20 protein-coding genes are annotated in these 22,095 nt (G+C 54.7%); 8 read left to right on the top strand and 12 right to left on the bottom strand.

Going from position 1 to position 22,095, the window contains the following annotated elements:
* The first annotated feature begins 245 nt into the window (after positions 1 to 245).
* Entirely contained in the window at positions 246 to 1,241 is a 996-nt protein-coding gene (locus QHL1GM_RS12055; RefSeq protein WP_071694698.1) for a 2-hydroxyacid dehydrogenase, read from the top strand.
* 54 nt (positions 1,242 to 1,295) lie between these two features.
* Positions 1,296 to 1,898, top strand: a complete 603-nt coding sequence (locus QHL1GM_RS12050; protein WP_071694697.1) for a glutathione S-transferase N-terminal domain-containing protein — start codon at positions 1,296 to 1,298, stop codon at positions 1,896 to 1,898.
* A 64-nt stretch (positions 1,899 to 1,962) separates the two neighbouring features.
* On the opposite strand, the gene trmB is transcribed toward QHL1GM_RS12050, so the two are convergent.
* From trmB to thiS, 3 genes are read right to left on the bottom strand one after another with little or no spacing between them, the layout of a single operon-like run.
* The gene (gene trmB / locus QHL1GM_RS12045) at positions 1,963 to 2,733 is read right to left on the bottom strand and encodes a tRNA (guanosine(46)-N7)-methyltransferase TrmB (protein WP_071694696.1); all 771 of its coding nucleotides are present in this window, start codon (positions 2,731 to 2,733) and stop codon (positions 1,963 to 1,965) included.
* 15 nt (positions 2,734 to 2,748) lie between these two features.
* Positions 2,749 to 3,558: a thiazole synthase gene (locus QHL1GM_RS12040; RefSeq protein WP_071694695.1), complete on the bottom strand. Its 810-nt coding sequence runs from the start codon at positions 3,556 to 3,558 to the stop codon at positions 2,749 to 2,751.
* A gap of 10 nt (positions 3,559 to 3,568) precedes the next feature.
* On the bottom strand, positions 3,569 to 3,775 hold the full coding sequence (gene thiS / locus QHL1GM_RS12035; protein WP_022521266.1) for a sulfur carrier protein ThiS: 207 nt from the start codon (positions 3,773 to 3,775) through the stop codon (positions 3,569 to 3,571).
* Between the two features lie 137 nt (positions 3,776 to 3,912).
* On the opposite strand from thiS, the gene QHL1GM_RS12030 reads away from it, so the two are divergent.
* Positions 3,913 to 4,302, top strand: coding sequence for a DUF423 domain-containing protein (locus QHL1GM_RS12030; protein WP_071694694.1), 390 nt, complete (start codon positions 3,913 to 3,915; stop codon positions 4,300 to 4,302).
* On the opposite strand, the gene QHL1GM_RS12025 is transcribed toward QHL1GM_RS12030, so the two are convergent.
* From QHL1GM_RS12025 to QHL1GM_RS12010, 4 genes are all read right to left on the bottom strand, one after another.
* Positions 4,279 to 6,591, bottom strand: a complete 2,313-nt coding sequence (locus QHL1GM_RS12025) for a heavy metal translocating P-type ATPase (protein ID WP_071694693.1) — start codon at positions 6,589 to 6,591, stop codon at positions 4,279 to 4,281. The genes QHL1GM_RS12030 and QHL1GM_RS12025 overlap by 24 nt on opposite strands.
* Positions 6,584 to 7,042: an ATPase gene (locus QHL1GM_RS12020; protein WP_071694692.1), complete on the bottom strand. Its 459-nt coding sequence runs from the start codon at positions 7,040 to 7,042 to the stop codon at positions 6,584 to 6,586. Before QHL1GM_RS12020 ends, QHL1GM_RS12025 begins: the two co-directional genes overlap by 8 nt.
* 27 nt (positions 7,043 to 7,069) lie before the next feature.
* Positions 7,070 to 8,407 carry an APC family permease gene (locus QHL1GM_RS12015; RefSeq protein WP_071694691.1) on the bottom strand — a complete coding sequence of 446 codons (1,338 nt, stop codon included), beginning with the start codon at positions 8,405 to 8,407 and terminating at the stop codon, positions 7,070 to 7,072.
* A gap of 73 nt (positions 8,408 to 8,480) precedes the next feature.
* Positions 8,481 to 9,236: a glutaredoxin gene (locus QHL1GM_RS12010; protein WP_217648545.1), complete on the bottom strand. Its 756-nt coding sequence runs from the start codon at positions 9,234 to 9,236 to the stop codon at positions 8,481 to 8,483.
* Between the two features lie 517 nt (positions 9,237 to 9,753).
* Between QHL1GM_RS12010 and QHL1GM_RS12005 the strand changes: the two genes are divergently transcribed.
* A complete protein-coding gene (locus tag QHL1GM_RS12005) occupies positions 9,754 to 10,200 on the top strand; it encodes a DUF411 domain-containing protein (RefSeq protein ID WP_071694689.1) in 447 nt (148 codons plus the stop codon).
* Here the strand turns inward: QHL1GM_RS12005 and QHL1GM_RS12000 are convergent.
* Positions 10,181 to 10,786 carry a nucleotidyltransferase family protein gene (locus tag QHL1GM_RS12000; RefSeq protein ID WP_071694688.1) on the bottom strand — a complete coding sequence of 202 codons (606 nt, stop codon included), beginning with the start codon at positions 10,784 to 10,786 and terminating at the stop codon, positions 10,181 to 10,183. The two genes, QHL1GM_RS12005 and QHL1GM_RS12000, sit on opposite strands and share 20 nt — an antisense overlap.
* Before the next feature lie 22 nt (positions 10,787 to 10,808).
* Positions 10,809 to 11,825 carry an XdhC family protein gene (locus QHL1GM_RS11995; protein WP_071694687.1) on the bottom strand — a complete coding sequence of 339 codons (1,017 nt, stop codon included), beginning with the start codon at positions 11,823 to 11,825 and terminating at the stop codon, positions 10,809 to 10,811.
* Between the two features lie 219 nt (positions 11,826 to 12,044).
* Here QHL1GM_RS11995 and paoA point away from each other — a divergent pair, with 219 nt between their 5' ends.
* From paoA to paoC, 3 genes are read left to right on the top strand one after another with little or no spacing between them, the layout of a single operon-like run.
* Positions 12,045 to 12,611 carry an aldehyde dehydrogenase iron-sulfur subunit PaoA gene (gene paoA, locus QHL1GM_RS11990; RefSeq protein ID WP_071694686.1) on the top strand — a complete coding sequence of 189 codons (567 nt, stop codon included), beginning with the start codon at positions 12,045 to 12,047 and terminating at the stop codon, positions 12,609 to 12,611.
* Entirely contained in the window at positions 12,608 to 13,558 is a 951-nt protein-coding gene (locus tag QHL1GM_RS11985; RefSeq protein WP_071694685.1) for a xanthine dehydrogenase family protein subunit M, read from the top strand. The genes paoA and QHL1GM_RS11985 overlap by 4 nt, the downstream gene beginning before the upstream one ends.
* A 3-nt stretch (positions 13,559 to 13,561) precedes the next feature.
* On the top strand, positions 13,562 to 15,757 hold the full coding sequence (paoC, locus tag QHL1GM_RS11980; RefSeq protein WP_071694684.1) for an aldehyde oxidoreductase molybdenum-binding subunit PaoC: 2,196 nt from the start codon (positions 13,562 to 13,564) through the stop codon (positions 15,755 to 15,757).
* A gap of 84 nt (positions 15,758 to 15,841) precedes the next feature.
* Here paoC and QHL1GM_RS11975 read toward each other — a convergent pair whose 3' ends face one another.
* The 3 genes from QHL1GM_RS11975 to QHL1GM_RS11965 form a co-directional block, all read right to left on the bottom strand.
* Positions 15,842 to 17,344: a methyl-accepting chemotaxis protein gene (locus QHL1GM_RS11975; RefSeq protein WP_071694683.1), complete on the bottom strand. Its 1,503-nt coding sequence runs from the start codon at positions 17,342 to 17,344 to the stop codon at positions 15,842 to 15,844.
* A 280-nt stretch (positions 17,345 to 17,624) separates the two neighbouring features.
* The gene (locus QHL1GM_RS11970; RefSeq protein ID WP_071694682.1) at positions 17,625 to 18,041 is read right to left on the bottom strand and encodes a PaaI family thioesterase; all 417 of its coding nucleotides are present in this window, start codon (positions 18,039 to 18,041) and stop codon (positions 17,625 to 17,627) included.
* Positions 18,042 to 18,108: 67 nt separating this feature from the next.
* A complete protein-coding gene (locus QHL1GM_RS11965) occupies positions 18,109 to 20,283 on the bottom strand; it encodes a malate synthase G (RefSeq protein WP_071694681.1) in 2,175 nt (724 codons plus the stop codon).
* Positions 20,284 to 20,499: 216 nt separating this feature from the next.
* Between QHL1GM_RS11965 and QHL1GM_RS11960 the strand changes: the two genes are divergently transcribed.
* Positions 20,500 to 21,486: an alpha/beta hydrolase gene (locus QHL1GM_RS11960; RefSeq protein ID WP_071694680.1), complete on the top strand. Its 987-nt coding sequence runs from the start codon at positions 20,500 to 20,502 to the stop codon at positions 21,484 to 21,486.
* Positions 21,487 to 22,095 lie beyond the last annotated feature (609 nt).

Raw genomic sequence — 22,095 nt, 5'->3', positions numbered from 1 at the left:
TGTCAGCGTTTGATGAGACGTTGGCAGCCAAGACAGAAACCGCCAGTTTACTGTCATGGTTTCTCCCTCTCATTGCTAGTCACGGTCTTTTTGCCGCTCCCTTGGAGCGGCTTTCTTTTTTCTACCCCTCTAACATTCATCGTCCCACTGCCAGTACCTCGGGTGAAAAGGTGCTGCTCGTGTCACTTCCGTCGCCTATGCTGTCTCTGTAGTCCACCTTTAGGTTGATTTGGGAGAACAAAGACATGCGCATCGCTGTATTCAGCGCTAAACCCTACGATCGCACTTTTATTACTCGCGCTAACTCGGGGGAACGCCACGCGTTGAGCTTTTTAGAGGCGCGCCTAACGGTCGATACTGCTCCATTGGCCAACGGCTTTGATGCGGTCTGCGCCTTTGTTAATGACTGTCTTGATGCCGCCGTGTTAGAGCAACTGCATAGCGGTGGCACAAGGTTAGTGGCGCTGCGTTCAGCGGGCTTCAACCACGTTGATTTGGCTGCCGCAGAGCGGTTAGGCATCACGGTGGTAAGGGTGCCAGCTTATTCGCCCCACGCAGTGGCAGAACATGCAGTGGCCTTAGTGCTAAGCCTTAATCGCATGACTTATCGCGCCTACAACCGAGTGCGGGATGGCAATTTTGCCCTGGATGGCCTGCTAGGGTTCGACTTGCATGGCAAAACTGTGGGCGTTATCGGCACGGGGCATATCGGGCTCATTTTTGCCGATATTATGCACGGCTTTGGCTGCCGGATAGTGGCCAGCGATCCTTTCCCCAACCCTCAGGCGAAGCCGTTGGTGGAGTATGTGCCGTTGGAGACACTCTATGCCCAGGCGGATATTATTTCGCTGCACTGCCCGTTAAAGCCAGAGACGCACCATTTGATTGATGCCGAGGCCATCGCAAAAATGAAAGACGGCGTGATGATCATCAACACGGGCCGTGGAAGAGTGGTCGATACCCAGGCAGTAATCGCGGGTTTGAAAAGCTGCAAAATCGGCCGCTTAGGGTTGGATGTCTACGAAGAGGAGGAGCAGCTGTTCTTCGAGGACCTCTCCCAGGGCGTGATTGACGATGATCAGTTTATGCGCCTAACGACCTTCCATAATGTGCTAATCACCGGCCATCAGGCGTTCTTCACTGCCGAGGCGCTGACCAATATCGCCGAAACCACCCTGGCGAATATCGACGCTTTTGAAAGTGGCAACGGCACCATACATCGGGTGGTTAGCGCCAAGTAGAGATAACGTTAAGCTGCTAGTGCATACAATTTAAAATAATCAGGAGACCGCCCCATGCAGCTCTATTTAAATACTTCTTCTCCCTATGCACGCGTTGTGCGCGTGTGCCTCTACGAAAAGCAGCTGATTGAGCGCACCGAGCTTTGCTGGTGCGACCCTTGGGCGGCAGATAGCGAGCTGTTGCAGATTACGCCGCTTAGCCGTATTCCAACGCTGGTAACCGATGAGGGAGAGGTCATCACCGAGTCGCTGTTGATTGCTCACTACCTGGATGCAGTGGGTGAGGGGCCGTCTCTGATACCCAGTAAGACATTAGCGGAAACCCTGGCGTTGGCAGGGTTGGGGCAAGGCTTGATGGACGCGGCCTTTAACGTGGTGATCGGCCGTAAGCATGGTGGCAATGAAGTGGATACGACGCTGTTGGGGCAGCGCCGTTTAAAAGCGATCGAACGCACGTTGATAACACTTAATGCCCACCCCAGCGTGCTGGCGGGCAGCGCCCAGCGCACCCTGGGTGCGATTACCGTTGCCGTTGCACTGGCGTATATCAGCTTCCGCCTACCGGCCTTTGATTGGCAAAACCGCTACCCGACGCTACACGCCTGGCAGGCGAAGGTGGTGGAGGGCGAGAGCTTTGCGCTAACTGAATTTGAGTAGGATCCCACTATTTCAGATGGCGCATAGAGACTAGGCCATCGCGAGGTGGGGACAGCCCGTAGATTCACCCCTCTCGGCGATAGATCAAATCCCAAACTCCGTGGCCAAGTTTTTCGCCCCGGGCTTCAAACTTGGTTAGCGGGCGGAACGCCGGGCGTGGCACGTACGGGGCGGTTTCCGCGCTGGCGTTATTGGTATAACCGGGGGCCGCTTTCATTACCTCGGCCATCCACTCCGCGTAGGCTTCCCAGTCGGTGGCCATATGGAAGGTGCCGCCGGGCATGAGGCGAGTGCGGATCAGCTCAACAAAGGCAGGCTGAACGATGCGCCGTTTGTGGTGCTTCTTCTTCGGCCAAGGGTCGGGGAAGAACAGCTGCAGCGTGGTCAGCGAGCCTTCGGGAAGGCACTGTTCGAGCACTGCCAGGGCATCCTCGCGGTAAACGCGCAGGTTGGTGAGGCCGCGCTTATCAACTTCATCGAGTAATTTACCCACACCAGGGGCGTGGACTTCAATGCCGATAAAGTCGGTGTCTGGATGAGTCTCGGCCTGTTCTATCAGCGAGTTGCCCATGCCAAAGCCGATTTCTACTACCCGGGGGGCTTTGCGGCCAAACAGGGCGTCCAAGTCTTGACGACCGTCGGCGATGGTCAGGCCAAAACGCGGCCAGATATCTTCTAAGCCACGGTTCTGGGCCTGGGTCATACGCCCCGCGCGGATCACGTAGCTTTTAATGCCGCGGCGGTGCAGCGGTGCATCCGTACCTTCCGGGCCTGTGGTGGCGTTGTTTTCGGGCGCGGTGTGACTTTCTGGTACGGTATCGTTGGGTTCAGTCATGGGGTCTCGAATCAATTAACCGTTAATACGGCCAGCGAAAGGTGAAGAAGGATCGGCGGATTGGCGGCGCGGCATACGGCCAGCTAAAAACGCATCGCGGCCGGCTTCCACGGCCAGCTTCATGGCGTTGGCCATGCGTAGCGGCTCGCGAGCGTGGGCAATGGCCGTATTGAGCAGTACGCCGTCACAGCCTAGCTCCATCGCCATGGCAGCATCCGATGCGGTGCCAATGCCCGCATCCACTAGTACCGGTACCTTGCTCTGTTCAACAATCAGGCGCACGTTGTGTGGGTTCTGAATGCCGTGCCCCGAGCCAATTAGCGAGCCCAGCGGCATGATGGCGCAGCAGCCCATGGCTTCTAGTTCGCGTGCCACAATAGGATCGTCGCTGGTGTACACCATGACGTCAAAGCCATCGGCGAGCAGCGTTTCAGCGGCTTTTAGCGTCTCGACCACGTTGGGGTAAAGCGTGTGATCGTCGCCGAGCACTTCCAGCTTGACCAGATTGTGACCATCAAGCAGCTCACGGGCCAGGCGGCAGGTGCGAACGGCATCTTTCGCGTTGTAGCAACCGGCGGTATTGGGTAGCAGGGTGTAGCGCTCTGGGGAAATAACGTCTAATAGGTTGGGCGCATCGGCGTCCTGGCCTAAATTAGTCCGGCGTACCGCAAAGGTCACAATTTCAGCGCCGCTTTGGGCAATGGCGGCGCCGGTTTCGGTAAAGTCTTTGTACTTGCCTGTGCCCACCAGCAGGCGCGAGTGAAAATCGCGTCCGGCGATGGTTAGCGGAGTATCAGCTAGCGGTACATGCGTTTGTTGGGTCATAGTGTTTCCTCTAACCGCCGCCAATCGCGTGGACAACTTCTACGTGGTCGCCATCGACCAGGCGGGTGTCGGCGTGCTGGCTGCGGGGGACAATCTCTTCGTTAATTTCGACGGCGATACGACGACCGCTAAGGCCCAGCTGTTCAACTAAGTCAGCGGCGGTTAGGCCTGTCGACAGCGTATGGGGTTCACCGTTTAGACGTATCTGGATAGACATAGATAGGCGCGTCTCATTCGTCGTGGTAGTTCGTTCGTTAAGGCATTCTCTATTGTAGCGGTTTCGCACCGCGCAAGGTAAGCCGTAGGTGCAATCAGCGCGATAGATGCCAACCCCAATAGGAGTAGGAGAGCAGCGTGCAACGAATAGATAAAGTGTGGTGGTGTATCGCGGCGCTATCGGGCGCGATGATGGTAATGCTAGGCGCCTATGCCGCCCATGGCTTGGCGTCGCGCACCACAGAAGCGATGGTGAGTGCGGTTGAAACCGGCGTGCGCTATCAGGCCTGGCACACGCTTGCCATCATGATCGTGCTGGTATGGCGCCAAGTGCAGCCGCATGCCGGACAACGCTGGGTGCTGTCGCTATGGGCGCTAGGTATGGCGTGCTTTTCAGGCTCGCTTTACCTGATGGCGCTGGCAGGGCTGAACCTTGGCATTGTCACACCTATTGGCGGGCTACTGTTGATGGCGGGTTGGTTGGCGCTTGGAGCGGTAGCCCTGCTAGCGCAGCGCCGTCATACGTAACCGTAAGGCGTTGCCAATCACGCTCACTGACGAGAGTGACATCGCCGCCGCAGCGATAATCGGTGATAACAGCATACCTGTGAAGGGGTACAAAATCCCTGCGGCAATGGGGATGCCTGCCGCGTTGTAAGCAAAGGCAAAAAAGAGATTTTGGCGGATATTGCGCATGGTGGCTTTAGAGAGCTTATGCGCCATGGCAATACCGGTAAGATCTCCTCGCAGTAGGGTGACCCCAGCGCTTTCTATTGCCACATCGGTGCCGGTTCCCATGGCAATGCCCACATCCGCTGTTGCTAGCGCAGGTGCATCGTTCACGCCGTCCCCGGCCATGACAACAATGCGCCCTTCATCGCGGAGCCGCTGGATTACACGGCCCTTGTCTTCTGGAAGCACTTCAGCTTCGACCTCATCGATGCCTAGCCGTCGCGCCACCGCATCGGCGGAGGTACGATTATCGCCTGTCAGCATCACCACTCGAATGCCGTCAGCCTGGAGTGAACGGATGGCTTCTTCGGTAGTTTCCTTGACCGGATCGGCAATGGCGAGAAGCCCAGCCAAATTCCCGTCGATGCTTGCAAAGATGACCGTAGCACCGTCACGGCGCAATTGATCGGCATGTGTGTCTTGAGACTGGGTGTTAACGCCCTCGCTTTCCATCAATAGCCGGTTGCCCAGGGCAATACGCTTGCCATCTATCTGGCCTATAACGCCCATGCCGTTGGGAGCCTCGAAGTCCAACGCTTCTGTTAATTTTAACTCTGCCTCTTTAGCCTTTTCGACTATCGCATGGGCCAAGGGGTGCTCGCTGCCTCGCTCAAGACTAGCGGCCAAGCGCAAAAGCTCTGATTCAGCAATGCCCTCAGTGAGAATCAACTCGGTCACTCGTGGTTTGCCTTCGGTAAGCGTGCCGGTTTTGTCGACGACGACGGTGTCGACCTTCTCTAGACGTTCAAGTGCTTCGGCATCGCGAATCAATACGCCTAACTGGGCACCGCGCCCTACACCCACCATAATCGACATGGGGGTAGCGAGGCCTAGCGCGCACGGGCAGGCAATGATCAGAACACTAACCGCCGCAATCAGGCCAAATGCCATTGGCGGGGTAGGGCCCCATACTGACCAGGCGATGAAAGCCACAACGGCAATGAGAATAACGACGGGTACAAAAATGCTGGCGACTTTGTCGGCAAGCCCTTGAATGGGTGCGCGGCTACGCTGGGCGCTGGCGACCATTTGCACAATCTGCGACAGCATGGTGTCCTGGCCGACCTTGTCAGCGCGCATGACAAATGATCCTTGGCCATTGATACTGCCGCCAATGACGCCATCGCCAACTTCTTTTTTCACCGCTAGTGGTTCGCCGGTAACCATGGATTCGTCAACGTTGGAACGACCTTCCATCACTTCGCCATCTAATGGCACCTTATCGCCAGGGCGCACCCGGAGACGATCCCCTACCTGAACCTGGTCAAGGGAGATATCTTCCTCATTGCCCTGATTATCAAGGCGTCGAGCGGTAGCGGGCGCTAGGTCGAGTAGCGCGCGAATAGCGCCAGAGGTTTTTTCACGAGCGCGGAGCTCTAATACTTGTCCCAGTAAAACTAAAACGACAATCACTGCTGCCGCTTCGAAATAAACGGCCACCGAGCCATCGGCTTGACGGAAGGCGTCGGGAAAGATGCCCGGTGTGAGGGTGGCCAGCAAACTGTAGATCAACGCGGTGCCGGTACCTATCGCGATTAGCGTGAACATATTAAGGCTGCGGCGCACTAGTGAGCGCCATCCGCGTACAAAGAACGGCCAACCTGCCCAGACGACTACCGGCGTTGCCAGCAGCAGTTGAATCCAGTTAGAGGTTTGCTGGGAAATAAAATGCATAAGGCCAAACACATGACCACCCATTTCTAGGGCAAACACGGGGAGGGTCAGTACTAGGCCGATCCAGAAGCGCCTGGTCATGTCCTTGAGTTCGTCTGAAGGGCCGGTGTCAGCAGTGACGGTCTCAGGTTCCAACGCCATACCGCAGATAGGGCAGTCGCCTGGGCCTTCTCGTCGAACTTCTGGGTGCATCGGGCAAGTATAAATAGATCCCGAGGGTGCTGACGCTTGTGACTGTTTGCTTGGCTCAAGATACGCGTCAGGCTTGGCAACAAACTTATCCTGACACTTTTCTGAGCAGAAGTACCAGGTCTTACCCGCGTGGTTGGCACGATGGCGGGAAGCATGGGGATCAACGTCCATGCCACAAACAGGGTCTTTCACCTTTGTCTCGGCATGGTCTTCAGACATCGTTCATTCTCCCTGTTTGGCGAACAAGGCGCATGGCTTCGTGCTCTTCAAGATCCAAAAGAGCATCTAAGAGCTCTTTGGCTTCAGGAATTTCCGCTTTGCCGACGAGGGTTCGATAAAGATTTATTGTTTGTTCATGGAAATCAAAAACCTCTCGGCAAATGTCGTCAACACTCAGCGTAGAGTAGGGAGCATCGCAGGTACGATGTGTACGGATGGGTTTATGCTCCAAATAGTCATAAACGTAGGTTTTTAATGCTTTCGCGTCAGCAGTCTGTTCAAAGCGCGCCACAACGCGCTGCATTTCCGCTTCCTGTGCAGCTAAGTAATTGAGCAACATGCGAGCGCGTTCTTCTTCGTGTATGTCGGCGCAATGAGCGAGGCAAGCTGCAAGATGCTCGTGTAACTGGCGGGTCCAATCGATCAATTCACCAAAGGTTCTGACGTCCATTGGGTACCTCCTATAACGCTATTAACGTTAATGAGTGTGAGAGTGCTCGCCATCGTTTGAAGTGTCGCGTTTGGATAGGAAAAGCCACTCGCCGAGTAAAAGAGTAGCCATTACTACGCTGGCAACGATGAGCACTAACGGATCAGAGATGGCTTTTACCCACACAAAGCCGATTAACACGACGGCATCCAGTAGTATGGCAATGCTAGGAATGACAGGATTCGCTCCCACACTGTCCTTGAGGTGACGCAACACACCCCAGTGAATGGCTATATCCATGATCAGGTAGAAAATGATGCCTAATGCTGCGATACGGCTCAGGTCAAAAAAAGCGGTGAGCACTAAACCAAACACGATGGTGTACACCAGCGTGTGCTTTTGCACACTTCCCGGCATATGAAAATGGCGGTGAGGAACCAATTTCATTTCTGTCAGCATGGCGAGCATGCGTGAAACGGCGAAGACGCTGGCAATGATCCCGCCCGCCGTTGCCAGCATGGCGAGAATGACGGTAAACGCAACTGCCGCTTCACCCAGTGCGGGTCGGGCAGCGGCGGCCAGGGAGTAGTCCTGTGTTTCGATAATTTCAGGCAAAGATAGGTTGCTGGCAACGGCAAAGCCGACAAGGGCATAGATCACCACGCATAGGGCAATCGAAATTGTGATAGCTTTGCCAAGATTCCGCTTAGGGTCTTTAAGTTCCGAACCACTATTGGTAATCGTCGTGAAGCCTTTAAATGCCAGTATGCCGAGCGCCGTGGCACCTAAAAAGCCCGTTATCGTAGGTGTTGGTGCATCGTTGCCAGAGCCCATCTCGATAGAGTCAGCGATAAACACGCCGACAATACCAAATACTATAATGCCGCCTATTTTGATAAATCCGAGCACCGAGGCGACGCCTTCGATCAAGCGGTTGGCGGATAAATTGATCAAGAAGGCTGTTAACAGTAAGCCGACCCCGAGTAGGGGCACAAATAGTGAACGGTTCCCCAGGTCAAACAATTCAAGCGTATAAGAGCCAAACGTTCTCGCCAGAAAACTCTGTGCGATCACCATGGAAAAATACATCAGGAGCGCGTGAAAAGCGGTGGGAAGCGTTGGGCCATACGCTTTCTGTAAATACATGCCAATCCCACCTGCCGAAGGGAAGGTATTGGACATTTTAACGTAAGAGTAAGCGCTGAAAGAGACAACGACGGCAGCAGCTAGAAAAGCCAGAGGAAATAGCCGACCAGTCATTTCGGCCATTTGGCCGGTTAGCGCAAATATACCGGCCCCAATCATTACGCCGGTGCCTAATGCAACGGCACCGACCAACGAAAGACTGTTTTCTTGATATTGTGGCGTTCTATCCTGCTCAGCCATATAAATTACTCCTAGCATGGATGACTTGTTTGAACGCAACCTGCTCAAGTGCTTCGGAAAAAGCAGGCAATAATTATCCAATCAGCATCCGCAGCGGCATCCACAGTCCCATTCCCATCATCACAAGGTTTTCGGTAAGCGATACAAAGCCTAATGGCACGTTGCTGTTGCCGCCGACACAGGCGCACTTAAGTTCACGTTTTTCGATGTATACCGCTTTAAAAACAGAAACGGCCCCCACGGTGCCGACGAATAGCGCCAGTGGCGCGGCCAGCCAGATAAGCGTGCCCGCCAGCATCAACAGCCCCGCCAGCGTCTCGGCGTAGGGGTAAACGTAACTGTAGGGGACGTGGCGCTGGGCGAGCAGGTCATAGTTAAGAAACATAGTGCTAAAGCTTTCTACGTCCTGTAGCTTTTGCAGACCCAGGAGCACCATCGCCGTGGCAACGGCGTACTCCGGCATACGCGCAGTGAATAGCGTGCCCTGCGCCGCCCAACTGATGGCAAAGCCGATGAGCAGTGCGGTGGCGAAAATTGCTAATACCGGGCGATAGGTAGTGGCCTTCGGATCAGGAACGCTCATTCCCAGGTGCTTACGGAGCTCTTCATAGCCGCCAATACGTACATCGCCCAGGTATACCTGCGGAGTCGTGTCGACGTTTTCCTGTTCTTTAAATGCGTCGATCTCTTCTCGCGAAGTCAACAGGTTATCGTCTACCTTAAAGCCCTTGCGCTCGAGCAGGTCGACAGTTTTCAAGCCAAACGGACACATATGCTCTGAAGTTTTCATCCGATAAACGCGAGCGGTGGAGTGTGTGGTTGATACCATCATTAGCCTCTTGGTTATTTACTAACACCATATTGCTTACCTAATAACCTAGAACCTATGTGCCACCTTTAGGTCAAATATGTGGCGCTAAAGACGTTTATCATCAGCATCCCAAGCTTTCGGTGGCGCGAGTTATAAAGTGCTTAATGATTTAGAACATTAACCGGACGTCCGCAACCACACCGGTGTCTGCGGGACTATTCGCGTCAACCTGAAATGAGCCTGTACCGAGAGTCTTCTAATGACCTGCGTCAACAAAGCATCGTTAAACATAATGGCGAACTTGACCTCCGTGTCACACACAGGTTGTAAGCTTTAGCTGTGTAATAAGCATGTTTATATTTTGCTAAAATGCTCTTAGGAGTTTCGCCATGATGAACGCAGACTGTTTTGCCTTTATGAGCTCTTTGGGCTGGGTAGGCTGGTTAATGCCTCTGACATTTTTATTGCTGACGGGGCTTGGGATCGCGTCGCTTACGAAATACCTTTTTAGTCGTTCTCATCAAGGAGGCCATGCATGAGCCGTTTAACGACATCACTATTTTTATCTGGCGCACTGGTTCTGGGGGCGACCTCGGCCCATGCGGCACTGCCTGACGTGGCCACACTGTATAAAAATCCTCAGTGCGGCTGCTGTGACGCTTATGCGCGCCATCTTGAAGAACTCGGCGTAGACGTAACGATTATTGATGACGTAGAGCTGGGTGATATCAAGCATCAAGCGGGTGTGCCCTATGGCCTGGGGTCGTGCCATACCATCGAGATGGGCGAGTATTGGATTGAAGGCCATGTTCCGATGGAAGCCCTGCAGGCGCTGTTTGAGCAACAGCCTGATATTGACGGAATTGGCTTGGCGGGTATGCCCATTGGTACGCCGGGCATGCCTGGGCCGCAGGAAGAACCCTACGAGGTTTATAGCTTTACCGATCAGCAAGATGAGCCGTTTATGACGCTGGCGCCGTAATGCTGTGCTCCTCCGGCGTGTCGATATCGATAAGCGTGCCGTTGTCCTGCACGGCATACTCTCGGTAGCGCGCCGCGTGGCGACGAATAATGTCTTTGGCACCGGCATCGCCGCTTAACGATTGAAGGGCTGGCCATAGTGAACGTCCGAATATAACCGGATGGCCTGGTTGGCCTTTGAAGCAGGGCCTCACAATGGTGTCGTGAGTGGCTAGCTGCGGTAGCGCGGATAGCGTGTCTCGCTGAAGGTAGGGCATATCGCCCAATAAAATCGCGACTGCTTCCACGCTATTGAGGCGAGGATCATTGCCAAGCTCCGTTACCGCCTCGGCCAGACTTGAACCCAGGCCACGGCGCGCCTGACAAATGCGAATAAGCGGCGTGCCTTCGGCAAGCCCTAAAAGGCCCGCGTCGTCCTCTTCGCGGATCGCCACGCGCAGCAGTGGAAAGGCTTGCTCGGCGTTGGTGACGCTGGCAGCTAACAGTGTTCGTCCATCAACCAGGCACGCGCAGCGCTTGTCGCGCTCGCCAAACCGGCGCGAGTAACCGGCGGCCATGACCAATGCGACAACGTTGCTAGAGCTCATCGAGACCGCTCATTGAGATAGCTCATTGAGATAACTCATTGATAGTTTTTCCGTGCTGCACCCGCACGATATCCGCCATAACAGCGAGGGCGATCTCAGCCGGGGTCTTGCTTCCCAGTGCTAGGCCAATCGGCATATGCAGGCGGCCGACTTCCTCTTCGGTTAACCCCCCAGAGCGAATCAACCGCTCAGCTCGGGCAGTCGATGTGCGCCTTGAACCCATCACGCCGATATAGAAAGCGGACGTGCGGACGGCTTCCATCATGGCTAAATCATCAATACGCGGGTCGTGAGTGAGCGCCACAACCGCCGTTGCGCTATGGCAAGCGCCGGAGGCGATGTACAGCGAGGGCAGTAACGCTTTGACGGTCACCCCTGGCACTGAAAAATCTGAGCAGGCCGCCTCGTCTGGATCGCAGACGATCACTTCAAACCCCAGAGTGGTGGCAAAGGCGGCACAAGGGGCGGAAATGGGCGAAATGCCGGCAATAATGAGCCGTCTGGCCGGAGCAATCCGCATTTGAACAACATCTTGCCGATCATGTTCTTGCTCATCGTAGGGTTGACCATCCAGACGAACCACGCGAGGGCCGAGCGTGACATCCTCACTGAAGAAGTGCTCTCCTGTGGATAAATTCACGTTACGCATCAAACGGTGATTGCCATGAAGGGTCGCTAGCAGGGTGGCCAAGTGCTCCTGGGTGTCAGCTGTCGAGCGCAGGCGTTCGATTAACACTTCTAAAACACCGCCACAGGGAAGCGCAATATGCGCGCCTTGGGTATCGTCGGGATCACCATAGCGTGTCACTGTTATTGGGCGATCGTATTCTCCCTCACCGAGACGCTTTATAAAGTCATCCTCTACACAGCCACCCGAAAGCGAACCGATGCGCTTGCCCTCTTGGCTGACGACCATCCAAGAGCCCGGCGCGCGCGGCGAAGAGCCAAATGTGGCGAGCACGGTACACAGCCAAATCGTTTTCCCTTGCTGAGACCACTTAAGCGCTTGCTCGATCACTTGCCGATCCAAATGCTGCATTTATAACGCTTCCAATAGTTAGCAAACGGCATCCATTGCCTGTTTTGGCGTGGGCATAAGACTTATAGCCTAGCGTAGCAACAGCGTGTACAGCGGATGTAATAGATCTTTTTTTCAGAACCTTTATGCCCGAAAGCCGGGTTGCTCACCTCAATCATGACTATGCTGAAGGCGTTACGACATTCATAAAGCGACAGCAATGAGCAGGGAAGGCACATTATGAACCCACCTAATAGCGCTGAAGGGCGTCGCGAAACCGCGAAGAATGGCGCGGAGCGCTCGAACGTCTCTTTAGTAGTCAATGGAGCAAAGCACCAGCTTGAACTGGATAACCGAACGACGCTGCTGGATGCTTTACGTGAACACTTAAAACTCACTGGCACCAAGAAGGGCTGCGACCACGGACAGTGCGGCGCTTGCACGGTGTCGGTGAATGGCGAGCGGATTAACGCCTGCCTGACGCTAGCAGTCATGCATGAAGGCGATGACGTTGCGACCATCGAAGGGTTGGGAGAGCCCGACCATCTTGATCCCATGCAGCAAGCTTTCCTCGATCATGACGCCTTCCAGTGCGGCTACTGCACGCCGGGCCAGATCTGTTCAGCAAAGGCAGTACTCGAGGAGATGCGAGCGGATCTTCCCAGCCATGTAACGAAGGATCTCACCGCACCTATTGAGGTGACCGACGCCGAGATTCGCGAGCGGATGTCGGGCAATCTTTGCCGCTGCGGCGCTTACGCCAATATTTTAAAAGCCATTAACCAGGTGGCGGAGGAGCACGCATGAGAGCCTTCTCCTATGAACGCGTATCAGATCCCGCCCAGGCGGCCGCCCGTGCCGCCGAAGTGCCTGGCGCCAAATTTATTGCCGGTGGCACCAACCTGCTTGATTTGATGAAGTACGAGATTGAAACCCCTCTGCATTTGATTGATGTAACGGGTACTGGGCTCAACGCCATTACGCTCACCCCCAGCGGCGGTTTGCGTGTCGGGGCGTTGGTCAGCAATAGCGCGCTGGCCGCCGACCACCGAATTCGTCGCGACTATGCGGTGCTCAGCCGAGCCCTTGTCTCGGGCGCATCGGGCCAGCTTCGCAATAAAGCCACTACCGGCGGTAATCTGCTCCAGCGCACGCGCTGCCCCTATTTTTACGACACCGGCATGCCCTGCAATAAGCGCTCGCCTGGGGCCGGCTGTGCGGCACTCGGCGAAGGCGCCAGCTCGCGTGGGCTGGGTGTTATCGGCACCTCAGAGGCGTGTATTGCCACTCATCCCTCGGACATGGCCGTTGCGCTCAGGGTATTAGATGCCGAAGTGGAAACCGTCACGCCTAGTGGAGAGACGTGGCGCAAACCGCTTGATGCGTTTTACCAACTGCCCGGTGACACTCCCGAGGTAGAAAACACCCTGGAGGCGGGCGAAATGATTACCGCCGTTGAGCTGCCCGCGCCGGTTGGAGGCCGCCACGCCTATTTTAAGGTGCGTGACCGGGCCTCTTACGCCTTCGCGCTGGTCTCTGTTGCGCTTATCCAAACGCCGGATGGCAGCGGCCGTGTCGCGCTTGGCGGCGTGGCCCCCAAGCCTTGGCGCCGTGACGACGCCGATGCGGCGTTGCCTCAGGGAGCTTCAGTGGTCATGAGCCGATTACTGGACGGCGCCCGCCCGACCCAAGACAACGCTTATAAGCTTACCCTGGCAGAGCGAACGCTTGCCGCGCTGCTGGCTCAGGAGTGACCCATGGACTTTAATCAATCAGCGGAAGATAACCTGTTCGATCGCGCCCGGATTATCGGCAAACCCCATGCGCGAATCGACGGCACTCTCAAGGTAATGGGCCGTGCGCCCTACGCTTATGAGCGTCACGACGTTGTGGCAAACCAACTGGTGGGCTATCCCCTGTGCGCGACTATTGCCAAGGGTCGAATCACCCATATGGATGCATCGGCTGCCCGTGCGGCACCGGGCGTTGTGTCAGTGGTAACGACGCTAGAGATTGAGCCACTTGATCGCTCGGAAAACAACGTTGCCCGGCTGTTCGGTGGCGATAAGATTGCCCACTACCATCAGGCGATCGCGGTAGTGGTAGCGGATACCTTGGAGCAGGCGCGTAGCGCCGCGGCGCTGATAGATGTCAGCTATCAACAAGAGAAGGGCATCTTTGATCTTGAGGCTACCTGGGAAAAGCTGGATAGCACCGGCGAACCGCTGTCAGACGTGGGTGACGTTGAAGGCGCGTTTCAAGCGGCGGATTTCACGCTAGATGAAGTCTACCGCACCGCTTCCCAAAGCCACGCCATGATGGAACCCCACGCGTCGATCGTCGACTGGTCTGATGGCGGCCAGATGACGGTGTGGACGTCGAACCAGATGATCGAAATGAATAAACAGGCGCTGGCGACCTCCTTCAATATCGACCCCAACACAATTCGCGTCGAAAGCCCCTACGTCGGTGGTGGCTTTGGCGGGAAACTGTGGCTGCGCGCTGACGCAGTACTCGCCGCTCTCGGCTCACGCGCCTCAGGGCGGCCGGTCAAGCTGGCCTTACCGCGCCCGCTGGTGTTCAACAATGCCACCCATCGCTCTGGCACCATTCAGCGCCTTCGCATTGCTGCCGATGCCCAGGGCAAAATAACCGCCTTCGACCATTCGGCAGTTTCGCATACGCTGCCCGGCGGTAGCGGCGAGAACCCGGTCAATCAAACCCGCACTTTTTATGCTGGGGAGAGTCGTCGCGTCGCTCATCAGCCTGTTGAGATGGATCTACCCGAATCGGCGGATATGCGCGCTCCAGGCGAAGCCTCAGGGCTTGCCGTGCTGGAAATTGCCATGGATGAAATGGCGCAGAAGCTGGGCATGGATCCAGTCGATTTCAGGATACTCAACGACACCCAAGTCGACCCGGAAGCTCCCTCGAAGCCCTTTAGCGATCGTCATTATGTTGAGTGTTTACGCCAAGGCGCAGCAGCCTTTGGCTGGGATGCGCGCAACCGCACGCCAGGGGAAAAACGCGAAGGAGAGTGGTTGATCGGTCACGGTATGGCGGGCGCCTATCGCGGAGCGCCCACGCTGGATTCCGGGGCACGCGTACGTTTGCAGGGCGGGCGGCTGATCGTTGAGACCGATATGACCGATATCGGCACCGGCTCCTACACTATTCTCGCTCAGACAGCCGCTGAAACGATGGGGATTGAGCTGGACGCCGTTGAGGTTCGGCTGGGTAACAGTGCCTATCCCACTTCTTCCGGGTCGGGTGGGCAGTTTGGCGCTACTAGCTCAACCGCGGGTGTTTATGCGGCCTGTGTGGCGCTCCAAGAACAGATCGCCAAGCGCTTAGGTGTTGAAAAGCCGCGCTTTGAAAACAGCCGCGTGCTAGCTGACGATACTGACTTGGCGCTTGCCGATGTGGCAGATGGTGAAGAGCTCGTCGCCGAAGATACGATCCACTTTGGCGACTTTAAAGACGACATGCAGATTGGCACCTTTGGTGCGCATTTCATTGAGGTCGGCGTGCATGCCTATACCGGCGAAACGCGTGTTCGGCGTATGCTCGCGGTGTGTGATGCAGGTCGCATCCTAAATCCGATCACCGCGCGTAGCCAAGTGCTCGGCGGTATGACGATGGGCGTGGGTGCTGCTTTGTCGGAGGGGTTAACCGTTGACCTTGAGCGCGGTTTCTTTGTTAATCACGACCTTGCCAGTTACGAGGTGGCGGTTCACGCCGATATTCCCGATCAGGAGGTTATTTTTCTGGATACTACGGATGCGGCTTCATCGCCCCTAAAAGCCAAAGGGGTCGGTGAGCTTGGTATCTGCGGCGTGGCGGCAGCTATCGCCAACGCGGTCTATAACGCCACCGGCGTTCGGGTGCGTGAGTACCCGCTGACGCTTGATCGGTTAATTGACCAGCTCCCGGAGGCCATGTCTACTGATTGAAGCCAGGGATACAACTCCAACGCTTTATTGAAGCATTAGTTGTGAAGCTGGTCGCTACGCGATTTTATAATGCTGATTAAGGCGTCAAACCGTGGGTGAGGCAATCAGCATTGGCTTCTCGGTGGTAGACGAAGAGAGCGGGAGTGTGAACCCACTGACGGTGTTCATCATCTTGTCAGCGGTGACCGATAGCTGTTCTGCCATGCTGTGGGAGTTTTCAACCGCCGCACGGGAGAGCTCCAGGGCATTGTAAATTTCGTTAACGCTTTGCTCGAGCTCTTCAACGCCTTGACGCTGCTGGCTAATTGCGCTTTCAGAATTGTTTAAACGCATGGCGACCTGCTCAAAGCTTTGAATAAGTGTCCGAGTCGTCTCCGCAATGGTGGAGGTTTGTTTAACCCCCAGTAACACTTGGTCGGTGGTGGCCGCAATGGTATGGCGGATCTGAGTAGCAGTTGTTTGGGTATTTTTCGACAAGTTACGCACTTCGTTAGCAACCACGGCGAAGCCACGGCCGTGTTCACCAGCTCTTGCCGCTTCAACGGACGCGTTTAATGCGAGAAGGTTGGTTTGAAATGTGATGTTATCAATTTCGCCAAGCATTTCTTGGATAGCTTTGGAGTGCTTATCAAGTAGCCGCATCATTTCGCCCATTTCCTCGACTTGCTTGCCGTTTTGTCGAGCAATTTTCTCAGCATCGTTGGCCAGTTGACGTATATGTTGAGATTCTTTGGCGGTTTCCCGAGTCGTGGCTGCGAGTTCCGTCGTGCTAGTGGATATGCGCTCGGTTTGACTGCTGTTACGGGACGTTTGAGTGCGTAGTTGCTCTTGAGCAACAAAAAGCTGCTTACTGTAGTCCATAACGTGGCTTGCTGCGGTTTGTGTTTTTCGCAGGCTATCCGCTACCTGGTCGCGCATTTGTACGATTGCCGAGACTCCGGGCAATTGCTGTTCTTTTCTGCTGAAGGCAACGTCCAAGTTTCCGCTACCGGCGGCAACGGCAAAGCGAGTGACGTGAAGCCCTTCTTGCACCATGCTTTCCAGCACTTTTGCCAAATAGCCAAGAATAACGACTTGGACAACCACGGCGCCGCCGTGCATAAGTAAGCAATAAAGTAAATCGACAGGGCTGTGGGTTATCGTCCCCTCTTCCATGACATGCATGTCACCCATGCTCACGTAAAGCTGAACGATCCCCTGATACTGAAGCCAAGTAAACAGTGCATGGTGAAAGGCGATTACCAAACCGCCAAAAGCAATAACCCTCCAGTCGCTATAAAGGATTAAAACAGAGAGCAAGATAAAGATGCCAAAGTGGGCTTCGATTATGCCACCGCTTTGTTCGATCAATACGGCCGACCAGACCATCATTACAGCGGCTTTGACGAATCCGTTAGCAATGTGGCCTGGTAATTTATGCTGGAGAATATAGGTAAGCGATAGAGTGGCAGCACTTACCACCGCTACTAACATCAGCGTTTGGGTAAAAAAGCTAATCACCAAGCATAATAAAACGACAAACCCTAGTGGCCACCACATGAGTCTGTCGGTACGCGCAATATGGTTCGAAAAAGAGGCGTCTGGCATTATTATATTTTCCTTGCTTTGCAGCGGAAAGGATTTGCTGAGAGGGCAATACCCTATCGACATTTTTTAAAATAACTTTATGGAGTTTTACTAAATATAAGCAGTTTTTTTCTATAGTTAGCACTGTCGTCGTAAGATTAATGGAATTTTTATTCTTTGAGCAGTTAGTTAACAATTCTTCACTATTTGTTGTTGCTTATATTTTGATATAAGGATAACTAATAAATCATCCTCGCTTAGCAGGCTATTCATATTTGGAAGAGGTAGATGCCATCAAGGCTTAGGCATTCTTTGGTAGCGCATAGCTAGTGGTGACATGGACGACTGGGTGTACTTCATCACTGACCGAGAAAATCTGCACTTCTCCGACCGCTAAACGTCGACCAAGCTTGATCAATTTGGCGTGGGCGATAATATCGTGATCTCCGGAGGCGGCACGCAGGAAGTGGCAGTTTAAATCGCTTGTCACCGCCATGGGTTCGGGGCCGATCTGTGCCAAGATCGCCACATACATAGCCACATCCGCAAAACCCATCATGGTGGGCCCGGAAATCCGCGGGCCAGGGCGCAGATGCTCGTTGCCGATCTTCAAGCGCATGGTAGCCGTCATGTCGCCCACGCTCTCTATCTTGCCCATCCGCTGGGGGAAAACTTCATCCAGAAAGTGCTCGATTTGTTCGGCGGTCATTACGGTCATTATTATTTTCCTTTATAAAAAAGCCCCGAGGTATGAGCCTCGAGGCTGATTACACCGTAAAACGATCTTACTTCGCTTTATGCACCTGACGCCACTCGTGCAGTAGCGGCTCGGTGTAGCCGGAAGGTTGTACGCGGCCTTTGAAGATCAGATCAGAGGCGGCCTTGAAAGCCGTGGAACCTTCAAAATCAGCGCTCATGGCGGTGTAGGTGGGGTCGCCGGCGTTCTGCTCGTCGACTACCTTGGCCATGCGCTTGAGGGTCTCTTCCACCCGCGGTGCGTCAACAATGCCGTGGTGTAGCCAGTTGGCAATGTGCTGGCTGGATATACGCAGCGTGGCACGATCTTCCATCAGGCCCACGTTGTGAATATCCGGCACTTTCGAGCAACCTACGCCGTGTTCTACCCAACGTACTACGTAGCCGAGAATACCCTGGCAGTTGTTATCCAGCTCCTGCTGCTTCTCTTCATCCGACCAGTTGGCGTTTTCCGCCACCGGCACGGTGAGTAGGTCATCCAGGTAATCGGGCTCGCCCAGCTCTTCCAGCTCGCGTTGAACGTCGGTGACATTCACCTGATGGTAGTGCAGTGCGTGCAGCGCAGCAGCCGTGGGCGAAGGAACCCAAGCGGTGTTGGCACCGGCTTTCGGATGGCCGATTTTCTGCTCCAGCATGTTGTGCATCAGGTCAGGCATGGCCCACATGCCTTTACCGATCTGGGCACGACCGCGCAGACCGCAAGCAAGACCCACTTGCACGTTGCTCTTCTCGTAGGCCTGAATCCAAGCGGCGCCTTTCATATCGCCCTTGCGCACCATGGGGCCCGCTTCCATAGCGGTGTGCATTTCGTCGCCGGTACGGTCGAGGAAGCCGGTGTTGATAAACGCCACCCGCGAAGCCGCTTCAGCGATACACGCCTTGAGGTTAACGGTGGTACGGCGTTCTTCGTCCATGATACCCATTTTCAGAGTGTCGCGGCTCATGCCCAGAATGTCTTCGACACGACCAAACAGCTCGTTGGCGAAGGCGACTTCTTTAGGGCCGTGCATCTTCGGCTTAACGATGTAAACCGAACCGGTGCGCGAGTTGCGCGGCTGGTCGGCGTCTTTCTTCAGATCGTGCAGCGCGAGCAGTGAAGTGACCACCGCATCAAGAATACCTTCCGGTAGCTCGTTGCCTTTCTCATCCAAAATCGCCGGTGTGGTCATTAAGTGACCCACATTCCGCACGAACATCAGCGAACGACCGGGCAGCGTCACGCTACCGCCATCGGTGGTCTGCCAGGTGCGGTCGGCGTTAAGTTTACGGGTAAACGTCTTGCCGCCTTTTTCGATCTTCTCTTCTAGATCGCCCTTCATCAGGCCCAGCCAGTTGCTGTAAACACCGATCTTGTCTTCTGAATCCACGGCGGCAACGGAGTCTTCGCAATCCATGATGGCGGTCAGGGCTGCTTCCACCACGACGTCTTTTACGCCAGCCGGATCGGTTTTGCCGATAGAGTCGTTGGGATCGATCTGGATTTCCAGGTGCAGGCCGTTGTTACCCAACAGAATCGCGTCGGGTTTGGCCGCTTCACCGGTAAAACCAATCAGCTTGCCGGAATCCTTAAGACCCGTCTCACGTCCACCTTCCAGCGACACCACCAAGTGCTCATCACGAATGGCGTATTTCACCGCATCACGGTGCGAGCCAGTCGCCAGTGGGGCTGCGCGGTCAAGCACGCCGCGGGCGTAGGCGATCACTTTGGCACCACGTTTCGGGTTGAAGCTGGTGCCTTTTTCTGCGCCATCCTCTTCGGAAATCGCATCGGTGCCGTACAGGGCGTCGTAAAGGCTGCCCCAGCGCGCGTTAGCCGCATTCAGCGCATAGCGTGCGTTGCTCACCGGTACAACCAGCTGCGGGCCTGCCTGAACGGCTACTTCACGGTCAACGTTGGCAGTGGTTGCTTTGACGTTAGCCGGAGCTTCAGCCAAGTAGCCGACCTCTTTCAAGAAGCGGCGGTATCCCGGCATATCGGTAACTGGGCCGGGGTTTTCACGGTGCCACGCATCAAGTTTCTCTTGCAGCGTGTCGCGCTCTTCCAGCAATTGACGGTTTTTAGGTGTCAAATCGTGAAACAGGGCATCCACACCGGCCCAAAAGGCGTTTTCATCAACACCTGTTCCCGGTAGCGCCTGCTCATTTATAAAACGATCTAAATCGGCTGCCACTTGTAAACGGTGGCGCGTGATACGCTCGCTCATGGGGTTTCTCCTGTGAGGATGCCCGTGGGTAATGTGTTTGCCACGGTCAGAGTAGAATGTATTTATGGAAAATAATTCCACACCTGCCCGGGCATGTAAACAGCGTAGACCTTAATGCGGTAAAATGCTCGACCAAATGACTAGGGATTAGGGTTTGGGAGCGTGACCCTTCTGTCGCGCCTAGGCCACGGAAAATGGCGTTATGGAGAAACAACGATGCGTGATTTCCAACATCTGGAAGGCTTGTTTCGCCACACCTCGGGCGATACCGCCCTTAGCCGTCTGATGCCCGGGGAAATATTGGCCGATGCTATGCAAGGCTATTTCCACCACTATGGCTTAGAAGCACTGCTGTTAGATACCAGTGAAGTGCATGCAGGCTTTATCGATACGGGTCGCTTTGCGCTTTGGTGCCAGGTGTGGAGCCCGCCGCGGCCGGTGGGCACCGCTTTTGTGGTACACGGCTATTTCGATCATATGGGTTTATATCGCCATTTGCTTGAACGACTGCTGGCTAAAGGTTGGCGAGTGGTGCTGTGGGATCTTCCCGGCCACGGCCTCTCCAGCGGAGCGCGGGCGGAAATAGAAGATTTCGCTGATTATCAGCACTGCCTGACCCATTTGCAGAACACCCTAAAGAGCCAAGGCATGGCACCTGCGCCGTGGCTGGGCGTGGGCCAGAGCACCGGTGGGGCGATTCTGGCCACCGATGCGCTCACCCGCCGTGAGGCTGCCGGTTGGTCCGGCCTAGTGCTGTTGGCTCCCTTGGTGCGCCCTTGGGGCTGGAACCAAACGAGCTGGCTACATTTAATTGCCAGCCCGTTTGTAAAAGAGCTGCCGCGTAAATATCGCCCCAACTCTACCGACGAGCAGTTCACCGAGTTTCTACGTGAGGGTGACCCGCTACAGCCTGAGCGCTTGAGCGTTGCCTGGGTGAGCGCTATGCGCCGCTGGATGCCGCGACTACTGGCGCAGGACCCCAGTCAATTACCTACGCTGATTTTACAGGGCGAACAGGACGTAACCGTCGACTGGGAATGGAATTTAGCGATTTTGACTGATAAATTCCCCAACGCTGAAATTCATCGTCATCCCGAGGCACGCCACCACTTAGTCAATGAAGCGGCACCCATTCGCCACGTTTTATTTCATGCCTTGGATGGATTTGTCGATCAAATCGGCAAACCACCAAGAGTGATGTAGCGGGGTAGGCGTTAGCTTAAATTGTAGCGTCTGTTTCTTTCCCGGTTCCCTTCCCATCACCTATGCGCGTGCCTCGATCTCACGGCCCTTATATTGCAATGCATTGATCGCAATGCATTAAGAGGCCGCGCAAAAGAAATGTCGACTTTTACTTCGCTTAAGCAAGCAGCCTACCTTGTTGTTATAGAAATATCGCCCTAAATGTTACGAAGTGTAGCTTAGGGGTGTAGAAATTTAATTATGCTTTTAGGTTGTTTAAATTAATCTGACGCATGATTAACTTCATTAAATATGCTCAAAATACAGTTTTTCCAGGAAAGGGTTGGATTTTTTGATACTCCACGATTATTTACCTTAAGTATGTTCACGCTTTACAGGGTTATTAATGTAAGGAACTGTGAAGTAGTGTTCTAGTTGACTTGAACAAGCAACAAAAAATGTCGAAACCGCAAAGGTGGAATGAAAGGAATCGTTGGCGTTAAACATGCAGTAGAAATTATTAGTTTTGTTCTCAATAAGTTGAGGCAATTTAAGCTTTACGGATATAGCTTTGGGCCAGCTGCAACTGGGGGTTGGTAGAAGAGTCAGACGGGTTTTTCAATTTTAGTC

This window comes from Halomonas sp. QHL1 (genome assembly GCF_001882345.1).
Classification (GTDB): domain Bacteria; phylum Pseudomonadota; class Gammaproteobacteria; order Pseudomonadales; family Halomonadaceae; genus Vreelandella.
This window is presented reverse-complemented; position numbering and strand designations above follow the sequence as displayed.